General features: G+C 29.1%; 18 protein-coding genes. 6 read left to right on the forward strand and 12 right to left on the reverse strand.

The window, feature by feature from the left end; translation table 11 throughout:
• Window positions 1–116: 116 nt before the first annotated feature.
• Together typA and L8T82_RS05985 are read left to right on the forward strand one after the other, a co-directional pair.
• Window positions 117–1925: a translational GTPase TypA gene (typA, locus tag L8T82_RS05980; RefSeq protein WP_220567072.1), complete on the forward strand. Its 1809-nt coding sequence runs from the start codon at window positions 117–119 to the stop codon at window positions 1923–1925.
• Window positions 1925–2557 (forward strand): poly(A) polymerase, encoded by a 633-nt coding sequence (locus L8T82_RS05985; protein ID WP_263665669.1) that lies wholly within the window; start codon window positions 1925–1927, stop codon window positions 2555–2557. Before typA ends, L8T82_RS05985 begins: the two co-directional genes overlap by 1 nt.
• Window positions 2558–2568: 11 nt before the next feature.
• On the opposite strand, the gene L8T82_RS05990 is transcribed toward L8T82_RS05985, so the two are convergent.
• From L8T82_RS05990 to L8T82_RS06035, 10 genes are all read right to left on the reverse strand, one after another.
• Window positions 2569–3309 (reverse strand): carbonic anhydrase family protein, encoded by a 741-nt coding sequence (locus L8T82_RS05990; protein ID WP_263726108.1) that lies wholly within the window; start codon window positions 3307–3309, stop codon window positions 2569–2571.
• 105 nt (window positions 3310–3414) lie between these two features.
• Window positions 3415–4044 carry a protein-L-isoaspartate(D-aspartate) O-methyltransferase gene (locus tag L8T82_RS05995; RefSeq protein ID WP_133319188.1) on the reverse strand — a complete coding sequence of 210 codons (630 nt, stop codon included), beginning with the start codon at window positions 4042–4044 and terminating at the stop codon, window positions 3415–3417.
• Window positions 4045–4134: 90 nt separating this feature from the next.
• A complete protein-coding gene (locus tag L8T82_RS06000; RefSeq protein ID WP_263681147.1) occupies window positions 4135–5652 on the reverse strand; it encodes a disulfide bond formation protein B in 1518 nt (505 codons plus the stop codon).
• 10 nt (window positions 5653–5662) lie between these two features.
• Window positions 5663–5830 (reverse strand): dihydroneopterin aldolase, encoded by a 168-nt coding sequence (locus tag L8T82_RS06005; RefSeq protein ID WP_133319023.1) that lies wholly within the window; start codon window positions 5828–5830, stop codon window positions 5663–5665.
• A 124-nt stretch (window positions 5831–5954) separates the two neighbouring features.
• Window positions 5955–6977 (reverse strand): ribonucleotide-diphosphate reductase subunit beta, encoded by a 1023-nt coding sequence (locus tag L8T82_RS06010; protein WP_133319022.1) that lies wholly within the window; start codon window positions 6975–6977, stop codon window positions 5955–5957.
• On the reverse strand, window positions 6974–7390 hold the full coding sequence (locus tag L8T82_RS06015; RefSeq protein WP_133319021.1) for an RDD family protein: 417 nt from the start codon (window positions 7388–7390) through the stop codon (window positions 6974–6976). The genes L8T82_RS06010 and L8T82_RS06015 overlap by 4 nt, the downstream gene beginning before the upstream one ends.
• Entirely contained in the window at window positions 7390–7998 is a 609-nt protein-coding gene (pyrE, locus tag L8T82_RS06020) for an orotate phosphoribosyltransferase (RefSeq protein WP_263726109.1), read from the reverse strand. Before pyrE ends, L8T82_RS06015 begins: the two co-directional genes overlap by 1 nt.
• A gap of 2 nt (window positions 7999–8000) precedes the next feature.
• Window positions 8001–8558: a ribosome recycling factor gene (gene frr, locus L8T82_RS06025; protein ID WP_263726110.1), complete on the reverse strand. Its 558-nt coding sequence runs from the start codon at window positions 8556–8558 to the stop codon at window positions 8001–8003.
• A 14-nt stretch (window positions 8559–8572) separates the two neighbouring features.
• A complete protein-coding gene (gene secG / locus L8T82_RS06030; RefSeq protein ID WP_133319019.1) occupies window positions 8573–8917 on the reverse strand; it encodes a preprotein translocase subunit SecG in 345 nt (114 codons plus the stop codon).
• 102 nt (window positions 8918–9019) lie between these two features.
• Window positions 9020–9721 (reverse strand): Bax inhibitor-1/YccA family protein, encoded by a 702-nt coding sequence (locus L8T82_RS06035; RefSeq protein WP_039629164.1) that lies wholly within the window; start codon window positions 9719–9721, stop codon window positions 9020–9022.
• A 160-nt stretch (window positions 9722–9881) separates the two neighbouring features.
• On the opposite strand from L8T82_RS06035, the gene L8T82_RS06040 reads away from it, so the two are divergent.
• Window positions 9882–10520 carry a carbonic anhydrase gene (locus L8T82_RS06040; protein WP_133319017.1) on the forward strand — a complete coding sequence of 213 codons (639 nt, stop codon included), beginning with the start codon at window positions 9882–9884 and terminating at the stop codon, window positions 10518–10520.
• On the forward strand, window positions 10517–12388 hold the full coding sequence (locus tag L8T82_RS06045; protein ID WP_133319016.1) for a mechanosensitive ion channel family protein: 1872 nt from the start codon (window positions 10517–10519) through the stop codon (window positions 12386–12388). Before L8T82_RS06040 ends, L8T82_RS06045 begins: the two co-directional genes overlap by 4 nt.
• Here L8T82_RS06045 and L8T82_RS06050 read toward each other — a convergent pair.
• Together L8T82_RS06050 and L8T82_RS06055 are read right to left on the reverse strand one after the other, a co-directional pair.
• Window positions 12385–12699 (reverse strand): hypothetical protein, encoded by a 315-nt coding sequence (locus L8T82_RS06050; RefSeq protein ID WP_133319015.1) that lies wholly within the window; start codon window positions 12697–12699, stop codon window positions 12385–12387. The two genes, L8T82_RS06045 and L8T82_RS06050, sit on opposite strands and share 4 nt — an antisense overlap.
• Before the next feature lie 31 nt (window positions 12700–12730).
• Window positions 12731–13093 (reverse strand): hypothetical protein, encoded by a 363-nt coding sequence (locus L8T82_RS06055; RefSeq protein WP_263726111.1) that lies wholly within the window; start codon window positions 13091–13093, stop codon window positions 12731–12733.
• A 100-nt stretch (window positions 13094–13193) separates the two neighbouring features.
• On the opposite strand from L8T82_RS06055, the gene L8T82_RS06060 reads away from it, so the two are divergent.
• Window positions 13194–18479 carry an Ig-like domain-containing alpha-2-macroglobulin family protein gene (locus L8T82_RS06060; protein WP_263726112.1) on the forward strand — a complete coding sequence of 1762 codons (5286 nt, stop codon included), beginning with the start codon at window positions 13194–13196 and terminating at the stop codon, window positions 18477–18479.
• The gene (gene pbpC / locus L8T82_RS06065; protein WP_263726113.1) at window positions 18476–20680 is read left to right on the forward strand and encodes a penicillin-binding protein 1C; all 2205 of its coding nucleotides are present in this window, start codon (window positions 18476–18478) and stop codon (window positions 20678–20680) included. Before L8T82_RS06060 ends, pbpC begins: the two co-directional genes overlap by 4 nt.
• The last annotated feature ends 6 nt before the right edge of the window (window positions 20681–20686 follow it).

A 20686-nucleotide genomic window follows, 5' to 3' on the forward strand; every position in this document is an offset into this window, starting at 1 on the left:
TAAAAATAATTCTTACTCAAGACAAAAGCAACAAGTGTTCCAATTTTTAAATCTTAATTTTTAAGCATTTTTTTTATATAATATTAGATTTTAAATTTAAGACTTTGGAGAAAAACTTGGATAATATTAGAAATATAGCTGTTATAGCTCATGTTGATCATGGTAAAACAACAATGGTAGATGAGCTTTTAAAACAATCAGGAACTTTTAATGAGCGTGAACAAATAGCAGAGCGTGTAATGGATAGTAATGATATAGAAAAAGAAAGAGGTATCACTATACTTTCTAAAAATACTGCTATTAATTATAAAGGCACAAAAATAAATATCATAGACACTCCAGGCCATGCTGATTTTGGTGGTGAAGTTGAGCGTGTGTTAAAAATGGTTGATGGGGTTTTGCTTTTAGTTGATGCACAAGAAGGGGTTATGCCTCAAACTAAATTTGTGGTAAAAAAGGCTTTATCTTTAGGGCTTAAACCTATTGTTGTTATTAATAAAATCGACAAGCCAGCTGCTGATCCTGAAAGAGTAATCAATGAAATTTTTGATCTTTTTGTGGCTTTAGAGGCAAATGATGAACAACTTGATTTTGCAGTAGTATATGCAGCTGCTAAAAATGGTTATGCAAAACTTGCACTTGAAGATGAAAGCACTAACATGGAACCATTGTTTAAGACTATACTTGAGCGCGTACCTGCTCCAAGTGGTAGCGATGAAAACCCTTTACAGCTTCAAGTTTTTACTCTAGGTTATGATAATTTCGTTGGTAAAATAGGAATTGCAAGAATTTTTAATGGTAAAGTAAAGAAAAATCAAAATGTAATGCTTGCTAAGGCGGATGGTTCTAAAATCAATGGAAGAATTTCAAAACTTATTGGTTTTATGGGTCTAGAAAAAATGGATATTGAAGAAGCAGGGACAGGCGATATTGTAGCGATTGCAGGTTTTGAAGCTTTAGATGTAGGAGATAGCGTTGTAGATCCAAACAACCCTATGCCACTTGATCCTTTACATATAGAAGAACCAACTTTAAGTATAGTATTTTCAGTAAATGATGGTCCTTTAGCGGGTACTGAAGGCAAGCATGTAACTTCAAATAAAATCGCAGAACGCTTAGAAGCTGAGATGAAAACTAATATTGCTATGAAATATGAAAGCACAGGTGAGGGTAAATTTAAAGTAAGTGGAAGAGGTGAACTTCAAATAACTATTTTAGCTGAAAATATGCGTAGAGAAGGTTTTGAGTTTTGTATGGGAAGACCTGAAGTTATCGTTAAGGTAGAAGATGGTGTTAAAACAGAGCCGTTTGAGCATTTAGTGATTGATGTGCCTGATGATTTTACCGGAGTAGTGATTGAAAAACTAGGTAAAAGAAAAGCTGAAATGAAAACTATGACACCAACTGGAGATGGTCAAACAAGACTTGAGTTTGAAATTCCTGCGCGTGGGCTTATAGGATTTAGATCACAATTTTTAACAGATACTAAAGGCGAGGGTGTTATGAACCATAGCTTTTTAGAGTTTCGTCCATTTAGTGGAGCAGTTGAAAAAAGAAATAATGGCGCGTTAATTTCTATGGAAAATGGTGTTGCACTAGGGTATTCTTTATTTAACTTACAAGATAGAGGGGTGTTGTTTATCGATCCTCAAACAAAAGTATATACAGGTATGATTATAGGTGAGCATTCACGCCCAAATGATTTAGATGTTAATCCTATTAAAGGTAAAAATTTAACTAATGTTAGAGCAAGTGGAAGCGATGATGCGATTAAGCTTGTACCACCTAGAAAATTAAGCCTTGAAAGAGCATTAGAGTGGATAGAAGAAGATGAACTTGTAGAGGTTACTCCACAAAATATTAGAGTTAGAAAAAGATATCTTGATCCTACTCAAAGAAAAAGAATGGAAAAGGCTAAGTCTTAATGGATTTTGAAGCCATAAGACAAGCTTTAAATAAAAGACTCAAAGCTTTACAAATTTTAGCATTTGCTGAAGCTTTGGTTATATTTTTTCTTGCTTTTCAATTTAGCAAGGATGTGATTATAGCTTTGTTTTTTGCTGTTTTAGCAGGAGTTTTGTTTTTTAGAATTTTAGGAAGAAAGCTTATGTGGGGACGCAATGAGCTTGTATTTAAAATGTGTGAAGAATTTTTAAAGCAAAACAATGCTAAATTTGACAAACAAGGCTTTGATCAAAAAGATTTTGAAAAAATTACTTTTGATTTTTCTTTAAAAACTTATCATTCTCAAAATTCTTTTATTTTTGATGATTTTATTCTTTATGATGTGAAATTTAAAGATGAATTTGGGAATTTCTTTTGTGGAATTTTGCTTTATAGTAAGAAATTAAAAGAAGATATTAAGTCAAATGAAAGTATTTTTGAAAAAGTAAAGGATAAAGAATTTTCTACACAAAGAGTTTTGAAAAAAGATGATTATTTGCTCATAGCTAGTTTGAAAAATCCTTTTTTTGCTGATTTAAAAATTTCAAGCGAGTTAAATTTTAAACTTTTTAGAGCTAATTTAGAAAAAATTCAAGCTTTTATACATGATTAAGTTTAGCTTACTTAATCATTTTGTTCTAAATTATTAATTTCTTGTATTTTTAAATTCTCATTTTTTCCCATTAAATTTTGTATAGTTTGGATTTGCTCTTTAGAGGCATAGCTTATGTCTTTTAAAACTATCCAAGTGATTTTTTGATTACAAGGCTTGTTGAGTTTATTTTTAAAGATATAAAAAGATTGAAGATTGTTTGGCAATAATTCATTAGCACTTAAGCCTTGAACATAAAGTTTATCGCCTTCTTTTTTAGGAAAAGCACGGATGATTTTTTTAATAAAAGGATTTTCCATACCTTCTTGTAAAAACAGCGCAACTACTGCTATATCTCCTTTTTGACTTACATGACTAAAATGAATTTCTAAAGGATAAGACTTTTTATCAATAGAAATTTTTGATGGACTATGGAAGTGAAAATGAGATAAATTATAAGCTGTATTATCTAGCACGATATGGCTTCCATTGCTTTCAAAATGCATTTTTATGGTATAACCATCATTTATTAAGCCAAAAGAATCATTTGAGTAGTTAAATTCTAAAGAATGATTTTTGTTTGTAGCCTTTTTACTGTTTATATTGATGAAATCTTGATTTAAACCACTTTCACAGTAAATCCAGTTTTTATCTAAATTTTTCCATTTGTCTTTGTCTATGAAATTTCCATGTGAGGCATTTTGAGGCATTTGCTCATAGGCAAAAAGCATGCTAGTGGTAAATAAACCAAAAAGTATTTTTTTAAAACTCATAATATTCCTTTTTTAGCATAATTATAAAAAAACATCCCCTATAAAAAGCTTATGTTTAAAAATAATTATATTAAAATTAAATATTTATCTTAAAAATTAGCAAGATTATTCTTTACCATCTTTAATAGGCACAAAAAGGCATTCATCTAAAACTTCTTTGCTAATTTCACCATCTTTTTTGGTAAATTTAGTGATGAATTGTTGATTTCCTATGAGTAAAGGAGCTACTAAAATTCCATTGTTTTCAAGTTGATCAAATAATACATTTGGAATATGCTCTATATAAGCTGAGAGTAAAATTCTATCATAAGGTGCATAATTTTTCCAACCATTTTGCCCATCATCAAATTTTACATGAATATTAGCATAGTTTAGTTTTTTAAATTTTTCTATAGCGCTAATTGCAAGTTTTTCAATGCGCTCTATGGTAAAAACTCTTCTAATAAGCTTACTTAAAATCGCAGCTTGATATCCGCTACCACAACCTATTTCTAAAACACTATCAGCTTCTTTAAAATCAAGTGCCATAGTCATTTTGGCCACAGTTAAAGGCGAGCTTATCCATTGATTACCCATTAAAGGAAGTGCATCAAGTCTATAAGCATGCATTTTTAAAGGTGAGAAAATTTCTCTTGGAGTAGAACAAAAAGCTTCAAATAATTCTTCATTGATGAAAGTATTTTTGCGAATTTCTTCTGCCATAGTTTGGCATTGTTTTTGTTCAAATATATGAATCAATAAGCACTCCTTGATAAAAAGCGTTATTTTATCTTAAATTTTATTTATCTAGCTTTAAAATCCTTAAGGCGTAAAAACGCCTTAAGATTAATCAAGTGTATAAAGGATGTTTGATCCATCTTGATAAGATAAGATGTGCATTTTGCCATCTTTAAAGAATAAGCTTCTTGCATTAGTTATATTTTCTGGATAAGAAATAGTTTTTATAACTTCTTCTTTGTCTAGATCAATTACAGCAATAACATTATGTTTTTTACTTAATGCATAAATTTTATCATCTTTAAATGCCATTGAAGTTACATAAAGATCGCCTAAAGTTTTTCCTTCTTTTAACTCAGCTTTAGGAGTAAATTCAGCTGAAAGAACTCTATCTGCTAAAGAAATTTTAGAAATTACAAAAGTTTTAGCGTCTTTATTGTTTGGAACGGTAGCAAGATACATGTATTTTCCATCAGTAGTTGTGCTTAAAACATGATGGAATTTAGCTCTAACTGTGTCAATTCTACCACGACCAAGGTTTTCACCTTGTCCCTCAAAATTATTTGCCCCTCTAATAAAATCAGCATATTGTAAAGCTTCATCTGCATTAGGATTTTGAGCAAATCTTAAGAAAGTTTTATTAGAACCCATTAAGATGTATTTGTTGTCCAAATAAGGAATAATTCCTATGATAGGATTAATTGTGGCTGAAAAATATGGGTCTAATAGAAAATCTGTTTTAGTGCTAAAATTATCATCTAGGAAAAATACTTCCCATTTTGAACTTGCGACATACTCTCCATTGATATAATCAAGTGTATTGATAGCTTTAGGAAAATCAATTTTTGTTTCATTTACGATTTTTAGATTATCATCGATATTTGCAAATGGAGCATTACTGATATTATTATCAAATTCAATACCTAGTTTTTCATTAGCAGGAGCAAAAGCAAAATCAGGTTCTTTAACATCGCGTTTTCCTAAGAAAGAAATGCTTTTCCAACTTTTATTCCAGCCTGAATCATCCCAAATAATATATTTTGGATTTAAACTAAAACGAACTGGATCACCTTGTCCGCTATATGGGATAGGACCAGTGCTTACGAAAGCTTGGAAGACATTTGAAGCTACGATAAAAGCAACAATAACCATAGCAGCTAGGTTAAATTTAGTTAATTTTCTAAAACTAACTCCTTCCATTTCTTTTTCAAAAGAACCAAATTTTGGAGCAAAGGCAAAAATAACACCAAGCAATAAAACCACAGCCCAAAATACTACTTCAGCCCAAAAATAAGTATGCAAACCAAAAATAGGCAAACCAAAACCTTGATCAAGATCACGGTGTGCATGGCCACTTATATGATTAAATGATTGCCATAAACCAAATGCAGTCGCGATTAAAAGGAAAGCTAAAAATTTACCTTTCATACCATAACGCACGATAAATAAAGCTGCAACACCAATGAAAATCATTGATTCTCTTTGGCCCCAACAAGAAGTACAAGGGCTATCACCTAGCATATAACCAAAAATCAAATTTGCAATTCCAACAGGCATTAAAATGATTAAAAAACCTGCCAAGCACATTAAAAAATAAAAAAATTTAGTTTTGTTAATATCACACATATTTGCCACCTTATAGATTCATTAGGCCTAAGATTGCGCCTGATTTGCGACCTAAATAGTCAAATACCATAATAGCCCATGAAATTACAAGTATAGAAAAAGCTAGTTTTTCTTTTTCAGGCTTAATTATCATGAGAACTATGGCAATAAAGACTAGCAAAAGTTCTAAAAACTCCATAATTGCCCCTTTACTAATAAAATAAAATGGCGGATTTTACAATAATGAAATAAATAAAAATAAAATATTAAATAAAAAGAGAATTTTAGTTTAAAAAAATGTAAAATATGGGTAGTTTTGTGACTTAAAAGTCATCAAAACTCAAACTCCCTTTAGAATAGTTTGTAACCTTGCTTTCAAAGAAATTGCTTTTTTGATCATTAAATTTAGAAAAATCATCTACCCATTTAATAGGATGTTTTGCATTATAAATTTTATCAAGATTAATAGCTATTAGTCTTTGATCAACAAGATAGTGAATGTATTCTTCTATAATATCGTCTGTAAAACCCATGATTTGATTTTGAGTGATGTATTTACCCCATTTGATCTCAAGTTCACCTGCTTTTTTAAACATATCATAAATTTTGTTTATATTGATATCATTAAACAAATCAGGTCTTTCTTTACGCACAGAATTAATCATATTTTGAAATAATAATAAATGAGTAATTTCATCTCTTTGTATAAAGCGTATCATTTGTGCTGAACCTAGCATTTTTCCTGCACGCGCTAAAGCATAAATAGCAGTAAAACCACTATAAAAATACACTCCTTCTAGAATTTGATTTGCTACCATTGCAAGTAAAAGTTTATTATCATCTACTTCGCCAGCTAATTCTTCATAAATACTTGAAATGAAATCATTTTTTTCTCTTAAAGTCTCATCGTGTTTTTCCATTTCATAAATTAAGTCTGTATTTTCACAGATTGCTTCAACCATCACTGCATAAGATTTTGAGTGATTTGCTTCTTCATAAGCTTGTCTTGCTAAAACCGCATTGATTTCAGGTGCTGTGATATAAGGGTTGATATTATCAGCAAGATTGTTTGTTTGAAAACTATCCATTGAGATAAGTTGAGACCAAACTAGATCATACATTCTTTTTTCTGCTACGGTTAGATTGCAACGATAATCTAGTGCATCTTTTGTTGTATCTACTTCTTTTGGAAACCAAGTATTTGCTTCCATTAAATCCCAAAGTTTTAAAGCCCATGTGTATTTTGCTTTAGTAAAATTTAAAATACCATGTGGGTTGCCGTTAAATACTTTTCTATCATTTAAAGTTTCGTTTGATTTTGGATTATAAATTCTTTTTCTATTCATTTTTCCACCTTTGTTACAATAGCGCTTTGGCTTAAAATATCATGCAAGGCTAAGGTATCCTTTCTTAAAAAGCTTACCAAAAAGCCAATCAACAAGCCAAAGCTTATAATGAAAATTACATAGCGTAGGATTATTCTAAAAAAATTAAGTTTGTGTCCATTTTTAATATCAATCAAGTATAAATCATAAGCTTTAAGTCCAGGACTTTGAGCTTTTTTTACTAAAAATAATGCTTGTAAAAATCCAAAAAGCAATGGGCACAAAAAAATTATAAGTTGATTGTTTAAAAAAGCTTCTTTAGAGCCAAGAGTAAAATAAAACAAATACAAAATGGGCACATAAAGCAAAAATAGATCAATCAAAAAGGCTTTAAATCTTAAAAAGCGAGTGGCTATTTTTGCTTTAGTTTTCATTAGTTACCACGACTACCAGGTTTGATAGCTTTAGTGCCTTTTTCACAAAGTGGGCAAGTATTTGCATCATAAATATCAAATTCAAAATTTCCTAGTGCAAAAAGTGGTAAATTTTGTGGTAATTTTGCATTTTCTTTTCTTGGATTGTTTAAATTTTTTACAGCACAAAAACCACGATTTGCTAAAGCTGCAAAACCTACTACTTCTCCACCTAAATTCTCGATGATTTTTGCACTCTCAAGTGCTGAGCCACCTGTTGTAATAATATCTTCACAAACGATAAATTTTTCACTTTTTTTTACTTCAAAACCGCGTCTAAGACTCATCACTCCTTCTACGCGTTCAGTAAAAATAAAGCGTTTGTTGCAAGCTCTAGCAAGTTCATAACCTGCTAAAATTCCACCCAAGGCAGGCGAGCAAATACTATCAAATTCAATATTAAAATTGGCAATAACTTTTGCAAGCTCATCACAAAGCTCACCTGCTAGTTTTGGATTTTCTAAAACTTTAGCACTTTGAAGGTAAAACTCAGAGTGTTTCCCTGAGCTAAGTAAAAAATGTCCTTGTAGGTATGCTCCACAATCTTTATAAATTTGTTCTAAGTTCATTTTTAAACCTTTAAAAGTTCCGCTTCTTTGTTTTTAACCAACTCATCTACTTTTGCTGTATAATTATCGGTTTGTTTTTGTACTTCATCATAAGCTTTTTTAGCTTCATCTTCTGAGATTGCTTTATCTTTTTCTAGTTTTTTTACCGCATCATTTGCATCTTTTCTAATATTTCTAATAGCAACTTTAGCCTTTTCACCCATAGCTTTAGCATTTTTAGCATTTTCTTCTCTTTGTTCTCTTGTCATAGGAGGAAAAAATAATTTAACACTTTCGCCATCATTGTTCGGATTTACTCCAATGTTTGCCGCAGCTATAGCACTTTCTATGGCTTTTAGCATTGATTTTTCCCAAGGAGTAATGCTAATAGTTGAAGCATCGGTTGCTAAAACTGTTGCTACTTGATTTAATGGAGTTGCACTACCATAATAATCTACATGAATATGATCAAGTATATTTATATTTACTTTGCCAGTTCTTATGGTAGTAAAATCTTTTTTTAAGACCTCTAAGCTTTTGTCTGATTGTTGTTTTTGCTTGGTATAAATTTCATTTAGCATGGTATTTCCTTTTTTTATTTGCTAGTATTACTTTCGCTAATTGGAGCACTTGGTGCAACTGGAATGCTAGTTGTGTTTGTTTCAGGTGCCTTTGGTAAAATTTGTTCTGCTTTTTCAGCAAGTGAGTTAGAATTAGCATTATTATACATATAACTTAGAGCAATTGTATTAGCGATAAGTAAAACACCCATCACAAAAGTAAATTTAGCTAAAAACCCTGCAGGACCCTTTGCTCCAAACAAGCTTTCATTACTTCCGCTATATGCTCCAAGTCCTATGCTTGAGCTTTTTTGTAATAAAACAGCAATACAAATAATCACAACAATTGCAAATTGCAAAATAATTAAAAGAGTAGTCATGAATTTTCCTTATTGAAAATAAAATGAGTATTTTAACTTAAAAAGTTTGATAAAAACTTGAAAGAGGTAAAGAAAATTTGCGAGAATTTTTCTCGCAAATTTTTATCTGCTATTAAAGCTTCTTAAAATATTAAGAAGAGAGATGAAAAGATTGATAAAATCAAGATAAAGCGCAACTGCACCTTCGATTGGTGTTTCATAATTTCCTCTAATGATGTTTTGAGTATCATAAAGAATGTAAAAAGAAAATAAAATTGCACCAATACCAGAAATTGCTAAGCTTAAAAGTGAACTTTGAAAAAAGATATTAATTAAAGAAGCTACTACGATAACAATTAAAGCTATAAAAAGCATTTTTCCCATCATAGTAAAATCTCTTTTTGTATTCATAGCAAAAACGCTTAAAGCACCAAAAGCCACTGTTGTTAAAGCAAAAGCTTGAGCGATAATGCTAGCTCCTGCAGGAAGTGCTAAAACAGAATATAAAAGTGGTGTTAAAGTAAGTCCTGAAACAAAAGTAAAGGCAAAAAGTAAAACTAAATTAAGCGGAGCTTCTCTTTTTTTCCATTGTAATGCAAATAACAAGCCAATTTCTACGATAAATAAAATCCAAAAAGTTGCTTGAGATTGTGCAAATAAATGTGCTAAGGCAAAAATTCCTATGTAAGCACCTGCTGTTGCAGCTAATAATGAAGCAGCAAAAAGCTGATAAGTTTGTTTTATAAAAATGCTCAAATCACTTCTAGCATAACCTTCAAATTCTTGAGTTTTAGAGTTAGAATAATCTCTATCATAAAGACTCATTAAAATCCTCCAATAATTTTTAAAAATTAAAATTTACAAAAAAAAGATAAATAAAAGATTAAAATTGTATAAAAATATAACAAAAAATAAATTTATAGATTTATTTTAAGTAAAAATAATTTAGTATAATGCTTTATTAAAATGCAAAAAAGGACTTTTTTTGAAAGACTTGATCGAGGGTGCTTTAAAATTTATGCAAGAAGATTTTAAAGAGCATGCAGAACTTTTTGAAAGTTTAAAAAATAAACAAAATCCCCACACGCTTTTTATAGGATGTGCTGATTCAAGAGTTATACCAAATTTAATTACTAATACAGGTCCAGGAGAGCTTTTTGTTGTAAGAAATATAGGCAATATAGTTCCACCTTATAGAGTAGGAGATGATTTTTTGGCAACTACTTCAGCTATTGAGTATGCTTTTAGTTCTTTACATATAAAAAATATCATAGTTTGTGGACATAGTAATTGTGGTGGCTGTGCGGCTTTATATGCAAATGAAAATGAGCTAAAGAGTATGCCGAATGTGAGAAAATGGCTTACCTTGCTCGAGCCTATTAAAAATAAGGTTTTAAAAGTTGCAGGCAGTGATTTAGCCATGCGATCTTGGATGACTGAAAAAATGAACTTGGTTAATTCTTTGCAAAATTTATTAACCTATCCAGGTATAGAAGAAGCTTTAAATAAAAAAGAAATAGAACTTCATGCTTGGTATTACATCATAGAAACGGGTGAAATTTATGAGTATGATTTTAATTTTGAAAATTTTGTTTTAATACAAGAGAGGGTGAAAAAAGTATGAAAAAGATTGTTAATATTATTTTATTATTTTTATTTATCAGCACTTTGAATGCACAGGAAAAAAATGCTTTAGAGGATAAGAATAGTATTTTTGCTTTGGTACAAGATTATATAGAGCTTAATTTACTTTTGGAAAGTTTTAAAACCGGTGATACAAATAGCACCGAATTTCAAGATAATATCAAAGAAATAGAAAAACAAAAAACAGCTCTTTTGACTACTTTACCTTTAAAAATGGTATCTCAAAAGATTGATGATAAAGAAGCAAAAGATTTTTTAAAAACTAAGAATGCTTTACAAAAAAGTGTTGAAAATGCCCAAGCTAAAAAAAGATATTATGATTATGTGGATAATAAAATCAAACTTTTAAATTTAACCTCTGCAGAACATTTTTATCTTTGTATATTTGAATTAGAAAAAGTTTTTATCGAAGGTGCTCAAAGTCAAAAAATAAAAAAAATTATTGATGAAAGCATTGACTCATTAAAAGAAGATATAGTTTTTAATTTTGCTTTAGATAAAGAGAAAATTAATGATATTACTCAACTTAGAACTTTAGAGCTTAGTGAAAATAATTTAAGAAATACCATCAAGTCATATAATGAAATTTTGGTATATCTAAGAAATAATGCAAATTTGCTTGAAACTAATTTTTTATTTACGGGCTTGGGTTTGCAAAATGCCATTAATTATATTAATAAACAAACCTCTATTAGTAGTGTAAATGTTGGAAAAATAGTTATTTCTATTATTGTCATTGTTTTGTTTTATTCTTTGAAATTTTATCTTGCAAAAATTTTGTATTTTGTATTGATACATTTATTTGGAAAAAATTCAGAAAATGTAGAAATAAAAACTCACTTTTTAGAAAAGCTCCAAGGACCAGTGGGTTGGTTTTTGTTTGCTTATGCTATTGGAATTTGTTTTACTATTTTTTACTATCCTGCACCTGTAGATATAAGAATTAGTAATATTTTATCAATTGTTTATGTTATTTTAACTGCTTGGCTTGTGATAAATATTTTTGATAGTTATGGTATGGTAATTGTGGCAAAGCTTGCTGAAAAAAGTGGCAAACGCGAAGTGGTTAATTTAATTATTAAAATTTTATATTTTATTATTATAGTAATAGCTGTTTTATTTGTTTTATCACATTTAGGATTTAATATTTCAGCATTGATTGCATCTTTAGGTATTGGTGGTTTGGCTGTGGCATTGGCAGCTAAGGATATTATTGCAAATTTCTTTGCTTCTGTGCTTTTGCTTTTTGATAACAGCTTTAATCAAGGCGATTGGGTTGAAATTTCAGGTATAGAAGGAACTATAGTAGAAATTGGGCTTAGAAAAACTACTATTAGAACTTTTGACAATTCTTTGGTATTTTTACCAAATTCAACTATTATGGGAACTAATATAAAAAATTGGAGTAAAAGAAAAATAGGACGCCATGTAAAATTATTTATAGGTGTAACTTATGATGCAAGACCTGAACAACTTGAGCAATGTGTAGAAGATATAAGATATTTATTAGCTACTAGTCCTTTAATAGCCCAAGTTGATGATAGTGCACTAAATCATGGTGGAACCCGCGCTAGATATAGACAAAATTTAGTTTCAGTGAATGATTTAGAAGGATATAAAAATAATACTTATGTGGCTGTGAGTGGCTTTAGCGCAAGTTCTATTGATATAGAAGTATATTTTTATACTAAAGCAGTTGATGCTGCAGGTTTTAGAGAAGCAAGACAAAGTATTTTACTTGAATTAATGAAGATTGTCGAAAGAAATAAACTAAGTTTTGCATTTCCTTCACAAAGTCTTTATATAGAAAAAATCAATAAAGACGATAAAGAAGAGTTATTATCTTAATAAGCTCTTCTTTGATCATCACACTCTACTATAATTTTTTCAGCAATGATAATGCTTCCATTTTTACTGCCTTTAACTTTAACAAGACTTCCTTTTTTTAGATCTTGCACATTGGCTTGTTTTTTATTGCTACCAAAAATTCCGCAGTTATAAATATCTATATGTGTTTGGGGTAAAATGGTAATAATTAAGTTATTATCAAAACTTGTTTGAATACTTATTGTATGTGTAGTAGTGTTTTTTAAAATACCTTGAATTTTATAAGCAAATGCAAAAGTGCTAATGCAAATTAATATAAGAAAAAAACGCATTAAAATAACTCCTTTTTAGGAGTTATTTTGCTTAATAAGCTCTTTTTTTGCATTCTATTTTAATTTCTTTAGCGGTTATATTTTGAACTTGATTTGGCGTTTGTGGGTTTGGTGTTGTTTGAGCGTAGCCATGGAAAACTTCAGCTTCTATAAAAGTTCCTACTTTTAAATCTCTAAAAGTGCCATATTTATCCATACCAAAAATACCACAATCATCCATGTCAATTTCTGTATTTGGTAGAATTTTTATATTCATTTTTTCTCCATAGGTGGTATCGATTAAAATAGTTTTTGCACCATCATTTACATCTGCTATAACACCATAAATTCCATCTGCATAAGCAAGACTTGAAAGACTTAAAGTTGTTAATAATGCAGCGATTTTCTTTTTCATTTTTTCTCCTTTATTTTTATGTAAGAATTATATAATTTTTTGAGTGAAGCAAGAGTGAATTTAGATATAATTTGAAAAATTTACCAAAAAGAGGATACCCATGAAAGGATTTTTACATTATTTTTTTATTTTTTTGCTTGCAAGCTTGTTGTTTGCATGTTCTAAAAATGAAGATAAGAATTCTATTATAAGATCTTATGGTTTTAATGAAAATACGCATAGTATTTTTATAGAATTTAATACCAATATCATTACAGAAAACATAGGTGTTGTAAAAGAAAGAGAAATTGTTATTAATAATCAAAAAATAAAAGCAAAGTATGAACTTGAAACTTCCACAAGATTAAACATATACACTTCTTTAAAAGCAAATCAAAATTATGATATTTTTATAGACTTAAATGATATTGTAGCTGATGAAAAAATACAATTAAAAGTAAAAACTCCTTTTGAAAAACTAGATGTCAAAGGATATTTTCAAAATATATCAAATGATGAGAGTGTGTTGATTTTAAATGTTCAAAGTTTTTATGCTTTTGATAAAGATGAGTTGTTAAAAGCTGTAAAAATTAATGCACAAGAAAAAGAAATTCAAATAGATAAAATTATCATCCAAGATGATATAGCAAGTGTGTATTCTAAGCCATTAAAAATTAAAAATACAAACACTAATATAAAAGTAGTTTTTGATAAAGAAATTTTAGGTTTAGAGAAAAATATAGATTTAGAATATATTTTACTTGCAAAGAACGAATTTGTATTTCAAAATGCAAATATAATCAATAAAAACATAGAATTACTTTTTTCTCAAAGTATTTCGCAAGATCAAAATTTAAAAGAGTTGATTTTTATTACACCCAAAGTAGATTTTAAAGCATTGGTATTTGGGAATAAAATCAAGCTCACAGGAAATTTTACTCCAAATAAAACTTATGAAATTCAACTTGCTCAAGGGATTAAAAGCGCTGATGGAATTAGTACAAAAGAAAGCTATAAAACTCAAGTGAGCTTAAAAGACTATGAGCCTGCTATAAGTTTTACAAATCAAGGGGTATTTTTATCTAGCAAAGCGAGTAAAAAAATAGCTTTTAAAAGTTTAAATATTAAAAAGATCCATTTAGAAGTTCATCAGGTATTTTCAAATAATTTAAGTGAATATTTAAGATATAAAAATCTTCAAGGTGCTAAAAATTTAAGTGATTATGATAGCGATATTTTTTCAGAGAGTGATTATACTAGTGAAGTAGTATTAAAAAAAGACTTTGATATTAAAAATGTTAAAAATCAATGGCAAGAAAATGAGATAGCTTTAGATGGTTTAAAAGATTTAAGTGGTGTGTTTATAGTTAAGCTTTATTTTAAAGAAGAAGATATTGATTATGTTTTTGATGAGGGTATGGAGAGTTGGAAAAAACAAAGATTTTTCGATCAAAAAGCAAAGATTAGTAAAAATTTGATTTTTTCAGATATAGCTTTAATTGCTCAAAATTTAAATAAAAAACTTTTTGTCGATGTAAGAGATTTTACCACGCAAAAGGCTTTAGGTGGGGTTAGGGTTGATATAATTAGTAAAAGCAATCAAATTTTAGCTTCTAAGACAAGCGATGATAATGGTTTGGCTGTTTTTGATGATATTGATGAGTCAAGAGCTTTATTTATCATTGCTTCAAAAGATAAGCAAGCTTCTATTTTACGCTTAAGTTCGCCTTTATTATATGATGGTTTTGATGTAGATGGTTTAGAGCAAAATTCTCAAAACAAAGTGTTTATTTACACAGAAAGAGGGGTTTATAGACCAGGTGATGATATACATTTAACTATGGTTGCAAGAAATGATAAAGGAGCTGTTAATCACCCTATATTTTTGAGTTTTTTTGATCCACGCAATAAAAAGTTTTTAGATAAAATTAAACTTGATCCTTTGAGTAATGGAACTTTTTATAAAAAGATTTCACTTGATCAACAAGCTTTAAGTGGAGTGTATTTAGCTAGAGTAGAATTTGCAAATGCTATTTTTGATAAAGAAATTTTAGTGCAAAATATAGTGCCAAATCGTATAAAAGTATCTATACAAGCTCCAAAAAGTATAAAAGAAAATGAAAAATTAGATTTTAATATTAGCTCAAAATATCTTTTTGGAACACCAGCAAGTAATTTACAATATCAAGCTGATTTATTTGTAAGTAAAAAAGAATATAAAAATTCAAAATATCCAGAATATATTTTTTCAAATCCTAGTGTTTTAGTGCAAAAATATCAAGATAATTTAAAAGGCATTTTAGATGAAAGTGGCTTTGTAAAGCAAGAATTTGCTTTAAAAGATTTTTTTAAAAATACTCCATATAATCTTGAAGCTAACATAAGGGCTAGGGTTTTTGAAAAAGGTTCAAGATCAGTTGAAGCGCTTGTGAATTCACAAGTGATATTACATGAGTATTTTGTGGGTATTAAGCGTTTGAAAAATCACTATTTAAGCTCGGGTTCTACAATTAATTTTGAAGCTATTGTGAGTGATTTAGATGAGAATTTGATAGCAAATAGGGAGATTAAATATACTATTTATGCAAATGATTATTCTTGGTGGTGGGATTATGATAATTATGATGATTTTTTAAAATCACTCAAAAAAGATAAAAACACACAAATCATTACCCAAGGAACTATTTTAAGTAAGGATAAACCGGTTAAAATAGAATTTGATCCCAAAGAATACCATGGTGAAATGTTTATAGAGCTTGAAGATACACAAAGTAAAACAAGCACAGGAGAGTTTTTTTATATTAGTAGTTTTGGTGCGCCAAGTAATGCTGATATAGTGAGTTCTTTAAAAATAAAAAGCGATAAAAAAGAATACAAACCAAACGAAACAGCTTTTATTGAATTTGAAAGTGTTAAGGGTGCAAAAGCCATCGTTGCTTTAAATGATAATGTAAAGGTTTTAAAACGCTTTGTGATAGATACGCATGAAGATATTACAAAGGTTGAAATTCCTATTCTTAAAGAATATAAGCCAAATGTGTATGTGAGTGTGATTTTGCTTCAAGATTATAATCAATACACTAACGATAGAGCCTTAAGACTTTTTGGTGTAGTGCCTTTGAATGTAGTAGATGAACAAAGTAAAATCGAGCTTGATTTAAAAGTACCGGATAAAATCATGCCAAAACAAGATTTTGAAGTAGAAATTCAAAGTAAAAACAAGCAAAGTTATACTTATACCATAGCTATTGTAGATGAGGGTTTGCTTGATGTGAATGCTTTTAAAACTCCAGATATTTGGGGATATTTTTATCAAAAAATTCGCTTTAACATGAGCATATATGATACCTATGATAAAATCATTGCTAAAAATATTTCTAATGCTTCCAAGGTATTAACTACAGGCGGTGATGTTTTCTTAGAAAGTAGGGCAAATAAAAGTAAAAACGATGAAAAAGCAAGACGATTTAAACCTGTTGTGTTGTTTCAAGAGCCAGTACAAAGTGATGAAAATGGTTATGCAAAATTAAAATTTAATATGCCTTCGTATCTAGGTTCGGTTAGAGTTATGGTAGTGGCGAACAACTTAGCAGGTTTTGGCAGTGCTTCTAAAGATATCCAAGTTAGCGCACCTGCTGTAATGCTTGAAACTTTGCCAAGGGTTTTAAGACTTGATGATGAGTTTAAGCTTTTGGTGCAGGTATTTAAAGTAGATGATGATGTAAAAAATGCAAAACTTAAACTAAAAACAAAAAATTCACTCATAAATTTTGAAAAAGATGAAATTTTAATTGATTTTGGTAATGAAAAAACAAAAGATATTTATATTAACACAAGAGTAAATTCAAGCAAGCTTGGGGTGGAAGAAATAGAGTTAAGTTTAAATGCAAAAGATTACACCTATACTCAAAATACTCAAATTGACATAAAAGCACTAAATACGATTACTTATGAGGGAAAATCTTTTAAAATTCCTGCAAATACTTCTATGGAGTTTAAAATCACACAAGATTATATCAACCCAGTGGCGTTTTTAAGTGTGAGTTCTAAGCCTATTTTAAATATAAATCATAGATTAAAATACTTGCAAAATTATCCTTATGGATGTATAGAGCAAAGTACTTCAGCAGTTTTACCGCAATTCTTTTTGCAAAAACTTGATCAAGGGGCAAATGAACAAAAAAATATTAACAATATCAATGCATTGTTAAGTAAATACGCAAATTTTCAAACTGCCAATGGTGGCTTTGCTTATTGGCAAGGACTTAAAGATTCTGATGCATGGGGAAGTAATTATGCGGGTATGTTTATGATTTTAGCCAAAGAAAGAGGCTATTATGTGAGCGAGGGAATGTTTAAAGCATGGCTTGATTATCAAAAACACTATGTTTTAAAAGCTCAAACAAATAAAGAAATTAGAATAAATTCTTTATATCTTTTAGCTTTAGCCAAAGAACCAAATTTAAGCATAATGAATGCTATTTATGAAGATAGTACTTATTTGCAAAGCTTAAACAATGTAAGTCTTTGGCAACTTAGTGCAGCTTATAAATTAGCAGGTTTTGATGAGGTAGCTTTAAATATAGCTAAAAATTTAAGCACAAAGCCTGATGAAAAAGCTAATTATACTCATACTTATGGATCTTTTCTAAGAGATGAAGCTATTATTGCAAATGCGTATAAAATAATTTATGGTAAAAATAATGATGAATTATTAGATGATATTAAAAAAACTTTAGAAAGCCAAGCTTGGCTTAGCACTCAAAGCACAGGCTATGCTTTATATGCTTTGGCAAATAGCTTTAGTGATGAAAATCCTAAAACTATCAATGCAAGTGTAAAAATTAATGGTGAGAGTAAAAAGCTCAATGCAAGTTTTTCTAAATTTGAGTTTAATCAAGGCAGCGCTTTGATAGAAGCTAAAGAAGATACTTATGTGCATTTTGGAGTAGAGGGAATTAAAAAAGGCATTGTCGAACCTTTTGCGCAGCGTATGTATATAGAAAGAAGTTTTTATGATGAAAATGGAAATGAAATAGATGAAAGTGCTATAAAAAGCTCTCAAATTTTTTATATGAAATTAAAAATATCAAATAAAAATTATCCGGGCACTTCTAATATAGCTTTAACTCAAATTTTACCAAGTGGATGGGAGATAGTACATGATCTTTTAGATGATGAAACTCCTGATTTTGTGAAAAATTCTTATTATGATTTTGTAGATATAAGAGATGATAAAATCATGTATTTCTTTCCTTTATACTCTGATGAGTCAAGAGAATTTTTTGTGAAATTAAGTGCTGTTACTCCAGGTGTTTATACTTTGAGTGGAGCTTATGCTGAAGCAATGTATGATAATGCTTATAGAGCTTTAAGTGAGAGTAAAAGAGTCAAAGTAGTGCAGTGAAAATCAAAATAAGCCTTGCAGTATGCTTTTTAAGTCTATGTCTTTACATAGGCTTAATTTATTTTAGCTTTGATAGTAAGGATTTATTTAAATGCACTTATAGTAAGGTTTTGTTTGATAAAAATAAAGAAATTCTTAGTGTATTTTTAGATTCTAACGAACAATGGCATTTAGAGAGTGGGTTTATACCGCAAAAATTAAAAAGCGCAGTTCTTTTATATGAAGACAAAAATTTTTATTCTCATTATGGAGTAGATTTTTTAGCGATTATAAGAGCTTTTAAAAATAATCTTTTTTCAAGTAAAAGAAGTGGTGCAAGTACAATTTCTATGCAAACAATCAAACTTCTAGAGCAAAACAAACGCACATATTTTAATAAATTTAATGAAATCATCAAAGCTTTTGCTTTAGAAAGCGTTTATGATAAGGAAGAAATTTTAAGACTTTATTTAAATAATGCTCCTTATGGAGGAAATTTAGTAGGTGTTGCAAGTGCGGGTTTATTTTATTTTGAAAAAGATTTAAAAGATCTTACTTGGAGTGAAGCAGCCTTGCTTGCTGTGCTTCCTAATAATCCAGGTTTAATTAATCTTGAAAAAAACAAAGATAGACTTTTAAAAAAACGCAATGCTTTGCTTGATAGGCTTTTTGAAAAGGGATATTTTTCTAAAGATATTTTAACTCTTGCAAAGGCTGAAAAACTTCCTAGCTTTAAAACAAGGAAAAACTTGGCTCCACATTTAGCGCGTAGGCTTTTAGCGGATAAAGAAAAAATCGTTTCTAGTATAGATAAAAAAATTCAAATCAAATTTGAAGAAAAAGCTAAAGAATATTCTTATAAACTACAACAAAAAGGCATAAAAAATCTAGCTATATTGTTAGCAGATACCAAAACAAATAAAGTTTTAGCTTATGTAGGCTCTAATGATTTTTATGATTTTGCAAGTTTTGGTCAAGTTGATGGGGTGATAGCAAAGCGTAGTGTGGGTTCAACCTTAAAACCTTTGCTTTTTGCTTTTGCTATAGATGAGGGACTTATAGTGCCTGAATCTTTAATGCTTGATGTGCCTACATTTTTTTCTAACTTTGCTCCACAAAATGCAAATAAAAAATACCATGGTTTTATTAGTGCAAAAGAATCTTTGCAAAAATCACTTAATGTTCCTTTTGTAAGCTTACTTGCAGAATATGGGTATGAGAAGTTTTTTTATAAGCTCAAAGATATTTTAGATTTTGAAGATGAAAATTTTAAAAAATACGGACTTTCTTTGATTTTGGGCACAAAAGAATTTAGTTTAGAAGATATGGTAAAAATCTATCTAGGACTTGGAAATTATGGAAATTTTAAAGAGCTTTTATATGAAGAAAATGCATTTACTAAAGAAAATAAAAAGCTTATTAGTGATGGAGCAAGCTTTTTAACCTTACAAACCTTAAAGGATTTAGATAGGGCGGGTTTAAGACAATATGATTTTAATACTATTATTTCTTGGAAAACAGGCACAAGTTATGGTAGAAAAGATGCCTGGGCTATAGGAACTTCTCCAAAATACACTTTAGGAGTGTGGGTTGGAAATTTTAATGGCGAGGCAAATGCAAATTTATATGGTGTAAGCATAGCAGGGGAATTGTTTTTTGAACTTTTAGCCTTACTTGAGAGAGTTAATTTAGAATTTGAAAAGCCTAATGATTTAGTTTCTATCAAAATTGAAAATCAAACAGGATATAGATATGATTATAAATTTGACTTTAAAGAAGTGCTTTACCCGCAAAGTGCAAATGTCTTAAGAACTTCACCATTTTTAAAAGAAGTTTTTATGTATAAAAATAAAGAAGTTGATTCTTTAGATGAAAATTTCATCCATGCAAAGAAAAAGATTATATTAAATTTACCTTCCAATGCACAAGCATTTTTTGCAAAAGAAAAGCAAAATTTACAAAGCTCTAATCAAAATTTAAAAATCATATATCCACTAAATAATCTTAATATCATTTTGCCAAAAGATTTAAAAAGTAAGCAAAAATTGTTAATTAAACTTATAAACCCTAAAAAAGAAAAACTTTTTTGGTATTTAAATCAAGAATTGATTTTTGAAGGAAAAGAAGAAAGTTTATCTTTAGATTTAAAAAAAGGTAAATATGTTATTAATGTTATTAGTGAAAATGGTTCTAATGATTTTATAAAATTTAATATATTTTAATATTAT

This window comes from Campylobacter sp. IFREMER_LSEM_CL292 (assembly GCF_025771615.1).
GTDB lineage: Bacteria > Campylobacterota > Campylobacteria > Campylobacterales > Campylobacteraceae > Campylobacter_D > Campylobacter_D lari_D.